This is a genomic window from Microbispora sp. CSR-4 (assembly GCF_008033685.1).
Classification (GTDB): Bacteria; Actinomycetota; Actinomycetes; order Streptosporangiales; family Streptosporangiaceae; genus Microbispora.
This window is the reverse complement of sequence record NZ_VJVX01000310.1, coordinates 1-354: the sequence shown is the minus strand read 5'-3', so window position 1 is coordinate 354 and position 354 is coordinate 1. Positions and strand designations below refer to the sequence as shown.

Below are 354 nucleotides of genomic sequence, written 5' to 3'. Positions count from 1 at the left end.
GTGGAACGTGCGGGACGGCCAGGTCGCTCTGCCCGGTGACGTCGAATCGGTGCGCACGCTCGGACGGGAGCACTACGAGGCCCTCGCGCCCGGGTGCTGAGCGTGAGCCGTACATAGCGGTTCTCGCTGGGCAGCCAGTAGCGGCGGTGCTGGATGTTGGGGGTCCATCGCCGGCGGGGGCGGCGGGGGGGGGGGGGGGGGGCCGGGGGGGGGCGGGGGGGGGCGGGGGGGGGGGGCGGGGGGGGGGCGGGGGGGGGGGGGGGGGGGGGGGGGGGGCTGAAGAGAAAAAAGAGAGAAAGGGAGGGGGACGGCATGTGGGGCGGGTTCACGTGAGTAACGGCCAATCGGGACAGG

At 76.0% G+C, this 354-nt stretch carries 1 protein-coding gene; it reads right to left on the bottom strand.

The features are described from left to right. A partial coding sequence (locus FLV34_RS43340) for a bL28 family ribosomal protein (RefSeq protein ID WP_315985236.1) occupies nt 1–314 on the bottom strand: 314 nt, incomplete at its 3' end. Nucleotides 315–354 lie beyond the last annotated feature (40 nt).